A 5,058-nucleotide genomic window follows, 5' to 3' on the forward strand; every position below is an offset into this window, starting at 1 on the left:
TTAGCAAAGAGATATCAGATGCTGCAGATGAATATCTTCTTATACCTATGCTGGGGCAGGTTGAGTCAATGAATGCGGCAACATCTGCGGCTATCCTTGGATTTGAGGCTGCAAGACAAAGGCGTATATAGATATGACATTTCTTGCCGTAGAACTGCGTCAGCAGTGATTTTATAACGAGCAAAAAGCGAAGCGTTTGCGAGTTTAATAATAGCGTGTGTATAATTATATTAGATGAAATCAGATAAAAAAATATTTTGCTAATATACTAAAACATTAACATATAAAAAGAGGTAACAACATGGAAATTCTTGATATAGTAGACGAAAATGGCAATCCTACAGGAGAAACTGTCGAAAGAAATAAAGCACATAGTGAAGGAATCAGGCATAGAACTTCTCATGTATGGCTTGTGAGAAAAGCTAAGGACAAGATTACAGGAGAAGATGTAGTAGAAGTTCTTCTCCAAAAACGTAGTGCTAATAAGGATTCCCATCCAGGTGAATGGGATATTTCAAGCGCCGGACATATTCCAAGCGGATGTGAATTCAGAGAATCAGCTATAAGAGAGCTTAAGGAAGAGCTCGGAATATCTGTCAAAGAGAGTGAACTTGTAGAGGCCGGTATTTTGAATATTGGCTCTGATAATGTATTTCATGGAAAACCATTTCATGACAGACAGGTAAGTAAAGTATTTGTTTTGGAAAAAGATCTTCCGGTTTCAGAATTTACAGTTCAGGAATCTGAATTATCTGAAGTAAGATGGTTTGAAATCAATAAACTGATAGAAGATACCAAAGAAGGCAGAATGGGCACGTGTTTAAGAGCAGAAGAGCTCACTATGGTCAAGAATACATTTAGAATATGAGGAAAGTATGGCCAAATCTAAAATAGATATGACAAGCGGCCCTATTATGAGGCTTATTGTCATATTCGCTATTCCAATTATTTTTGGAAATATTTTGCAACAATTATATAGCACTGTTGATACACTTATCATAGGCAATTACTGTGGGGCTACATCGATAGCAGCGGTTGGAACAAGTTCTCAGCCTATAGAAGTATTTATGTGTATCTTCATGGGTATAGGGGCAGGTGTATCAATCCTTGTATCTATGTACACAGGTGCTCAGAACATGGAAGACCTGGGTAAAGTTGTAAAGACATCAGTCTCTTTTACCTATCTATGCGCTATTCCTCTTGCTATACTTGGATGGATAGTTACCCCTTTAATACTTGGGTTCATGCAGGTCCCTGCAGATACTATAAGCCTCGCAACAGCATATATAAGAATAGTATTTTTAGGACTTCTTGGTAACATGGGCTATAACATGAATGCAGGAATCCTAAGAGGCCTTGGAGATAGTACTGCATCATTTATATTTCTTTTGGTGTCCTGTATCTCCAATATAATACTTGATATATTATTTATAGCCTTTTTTCATATGGATGTAGTAGGGGCAGCGCTTGCTACAATAATCGCCATGTATATGTCCTGGATTGCAAGCATTGTATATATACTAAAAAAATACAATTATATCGGATTTACTATTTTACCCAAAGTTCTTGATAGAAAAACCCTTATGGATATTATAAAACTGGGCTTACCACTTGGACTTAATAATTCAATATATACAGTTGGACATATTCTTATGCAGTCGCTCATAAATACTCAGGGCTCGGCATTCATGGCAGGAGCTTCTGTTGCAGGCAAGATCATGGGCATAAGCAGCGTGGCAATATCATCCTTTTCTGCTTCTATGGCAACATTTGCAGGTCAGAACTTTGGTGCTAAAAATTATGAAAGATTATATAAGGGTGGTCGTATAGTACCGCTTTATTCAGCCCTTACCACAATAGTGCTTGGCATTATCATGTTTGCCTTTTCAGGTAGCCTGGTTGGGCTTTTTACCAATGATGCAGAAGCTATAAAATATGCTCTTTTATGCGTGAAGATACAAGTGCCTTTCCAGTGGTGCTACTGCGTGCTTAACACAATTCTCAATCTTTCCAACGGCATAGGCAATGTTAAGTATCCAACTGTACTTAATCTCCTAATGCTGTGGGCAGTAAGAATCCCTGCGGCATATCTTATAGCCTTCTTTATAGACGGACATTATGTAACTGCAGGCGTATCAATCAGTTTTGTATTTGGAATGATCGCAAGTCTGCTGTTTTATAGATCAAAGAGCTGGAAAGAGATCAGGAAACTCAGTACCACTTAATGTATGATTACAACATAAAGGAATGAATGATGAATAAAAAAACAGACATCTATATCGATAAACTTTACAAAGATGACCTTCCACTTGAATATTGTCAGGTGGCGGTTCCCTTTAAAAGAGGTGAGTTAAGCCCACATGATGCGGATAGTTTTACAGTTTCTTCTGATAACATATGTTATCAGACGCAGTCTAAGGTCACTGCATCATGGGATGATGGCAGTGTGAAGTATCTTTTTGTCAGATTTCTTGCTGATATTAAAGGTAACTCCAATACACATTTAGTGTTATCGGGTAATGGTCATTTGGGAAAAGAATCAGAGAAGGATATACAATTATTAGAAATAAGTAAAGGGAATGACCAGTTAGCAGCAAGAAATAATACAGATAGTAAGAAGGATATAGATACCCCAAAAGCAATAAATAAAAATATATTAAAAGTAAACATGGGAAGATTGCTGTTCACACTTTCAGATAACGGAAGTTATCTATTTGAGAGCCTTAAATACGGAGATATAACTTATAGTAGTGAGGATTTTGAAGGACCTGTTCTTAAACTTGATGGTATGGAAATGCCTATAAAATATGGCAGATGGAATATTGTAGAAAAAGGACCTGTTTGTGCAATCTTTGAAAATGAAGCAAGATACTCAGATGAATGCAGATGTGTCATAAGACTCACGGCAATAGCAGGAAAACCATATGTTGACATATCAGTAAGACTTTTTAATGATTCAGATAAGACTATCATCCCAGATAGCTTTAATATGTATATTAAAAGGCCTACTGTAGCTAATGCAGACAATATAAGTAGCAAAAATAATATAAGTATCAAAAATAGTATAAGTATCAATGATAATAAATGCACTAAAGAAGCATATGACGGTAATAGTGCAGTTGCTTCTGAAGAAGCTAAAGATCTTTTTTATCAGACAACAGGAACAGGTTCACTTACAGATATAGAAAATACAATACGAGATAAGTCTGTGACCGGAATAAGGACTATGACTGGTATCTCTAACTATAAGACCAGGTTTACTATATCAGGAAATGGGGCTAAAGTCGGAAACAGTGTTAATGCACCATTTCTTGTGTCAGAATCAAATGAACATTTTGCAGAAGTTTTCTATGGGACATTTTTTGCAGATACAACGGATTCAAATGGAGGAGTTTGTGCTACCATTTTTCAGGCGCAGCAAAACTTCCCTAAAGAAATTGCAGCAGATTCTGACAAGGTTACTATCAGCCTTATTCCTGAAGGGGATGAGAAAGTTGTATTCTCATCAGGTATGGCAAGAGAACAAAGATTCCTACTTCATTTTCATGATAAGGATGAACCTATATCAGAAATAGATAATAGAAGTCTTATATATCAGATGCCTGTTTCAGCTCATATAGATCCGGAAATTTATGGACAGGCGGAGGTATTTCCTTCAATTGTAACTAATAAAGGCTATATGAATGACAATGTCGAAATAGCTATGATAGATAGAGCTGACGGACATGGCAGAGCTTATGGCATGATGAACTTTGGCGATTTTCCGGATTCTAATTATACTGCCCAGGGAAGAGGCGGCGGCAAACTTGTATGGACCAATAATGAATATGACTACCCACATGCCATGTTCATGATGTATGTAAGGACCGGTGTAAGGAGATTTCTTGATTACGGAATTGTTGCTGCCAGACACTGGATGGATGTAGATATATGCCACTATAGCAGCGATCCTCTTAAGATCGGTGGACAGTGGGAACATACAAACGGTCATAATGGAGGATCCGAAGATGGCAACGGACCTAAAGGCGAGATGGTCTGCAGTCATGAATGGGTAGAGGGACTTCTTGATCTGTGGCATTTTACAGGAGATAGAAGAGCCCTTGAAACAGCCCTTAATATTGGAGAAAATGTACTTCGACTCCTGGATACACCAATGTATCAAAAGCCTGGAGAAGCCAGCGCCAGAGAAACAGGCTGGGCTTTAAGAACGCTTACTGCCCTGTACCTTGAAACCTACGATGCTAAGTGGGTTCAAAAAAGTGAGTGGATAGTGGATCAGTTTAAGCAGTGGAACATAAGATATGGTGCATGGCTTTCTCCTTATACCGATAATACCGTGATAAGAGTAGGATTCATGATATCTGTAGCACTCGGAAGCCTTATGAGATATTACAGAGTATTCCCGGATACAGAGCTTCGAAAACTCATGCTTGATGCCATAGATGACCTGTGCGATAACTTTATGACGCCGCATGGAATCTTTTATTACAAAGAGCTTCCAAGCCTTAATAGAAATGGGACTAATACACTGCTTCTTGAAGCTATGTATATAGGATATGAACTTACAGGTGATATCAAATACCTTAAAAACGGACTCAGAACATTTAATAATGCCATGAGAAATTCGCCATCCTATAATGGCAATAAGCAGATAAAAGAGGATGCAGTTCTTGTAGGAACAACTTCTCCTAAAGGTTTTGCCCAAAGCTTCCTTCCTCTTATATTGTTTTATAATGCTGCTGCAAAAAACGGATTATTAAAGGATTAAGGATTATGTGGAAGATTAAGCAGATTTTTGATGGGGATTATGGTTGTGAAGAGTTGCAACCAGGACAAAAGCCTAAGGTATTAGTTACTCTTGTGGATGATGCCGGTAATGAAAAGTATGTGTCAGTGGAAGATGATTGGCTTACAGAAAATAGGCTGGATGTGGGCTCATGTTGGATCAATGCATGAAAGCAGGTTTTTGCATCTGAAGAGACTGATTACGAGCTGTACTTTGACAGTGGTCATGAGAACCTTTTTTGTGAACCCTGGATTCCTGTAAAAAAGAGGTAA

At 37.9% G+C, this 5,058-nt stretch carries 4 protein-coding genes and 1 pseudogene; all 5 read left to right on the top strand.

Going from position 1 to position 5,058, the window contains the following annotated elements; genetic code table 11:
* Positions 1-131: pseudogene (locus K6G87_RS19860) on the top strand (23S rRNA (guanosine(2251)-2'-O)-methyltransferase RlmB); the annotation flags it as partial.
* Positions 132-301: 170 nt separating this feature from the next.
* Complete coding sequence (locus K6G87_RS02520; protein WP_296833449.1) at positions 302-868, top strand: NUDIX hydrolase; 567 nt, start codon at positions 302-304, stop codon at positions 866-868.
* Positions 869-875: 7 nt separating this feature from the next.
* Positions 876-2,225, top strand: a complete 1,350-nt coding sequence (locus K6G87_RS02525) for an MATE family efflux transporter (RefSeq protein WP_296833452.1) — start codon at positions 876-878, stop codon at positions 2,223-2,225.
* Positions 2,226-2,251: 26 nt separating this feature from the next.
* The gene (locus K6G87_RS02530) at positions 2,252-4,768 is read left to right on the top strand and encodes a hypothetical protein (RefSeq protein WP_296833454.1); all 2,517 of its coding nucleotides are present in this window, start codon (positions 2,252-2,254) and stop codon (positions 4,766-4,768) included.
* A 5-nt stretch (positions 4,769-4,773) separates the two neighbouring features.
* A complete protein-coding gene (locus tag K6G87_RS02535; protein WP_296833457.1) occupies positions 4,774-4,956 on the top strand; it encodes a hypothetical protein in 183 nt (60 codons plus the stop codon).
* Positions 4,957-5,058: the final 102 nt, after the last annotated feature.

The sequence above is a fragment of the Butyrivibrio sp. genome, from assembly GCF_024699075.1.

What these genes read in the sequence shown, in the direction of transcription:
- K6G87_RS02520 (WP_296833449.1), top strand. Translation starts at nt 302, where the DNA reads ATGGAAATTCTTGATATAGTAGACGAAAATGGCAATCCTACAGGAGAA.
- K6G87_RS02525 (WP_296833452.1), top strand. Translation starts at nt 876, where the DNA reads ATGGCCAAATCTAAAATAGATATGACAAGCGGCCCTATTATGAGGCTT.
- K6G87_RS02530 (WP_296833454.1), top strand. Translation starts at nt 2,252, where the DNA reads ATGATGAATAAAAAAACAGACATCTATATCGATAAACTTTACAAAGAT.
- K6G87_RS02535 (WP_296833457.1), top strand. Translation starts at nt 4,774, where the DNA reads ATGTGGAAGATTAAGCAGATTTTTGATGGGGATTATGGTTGTGAAGAG.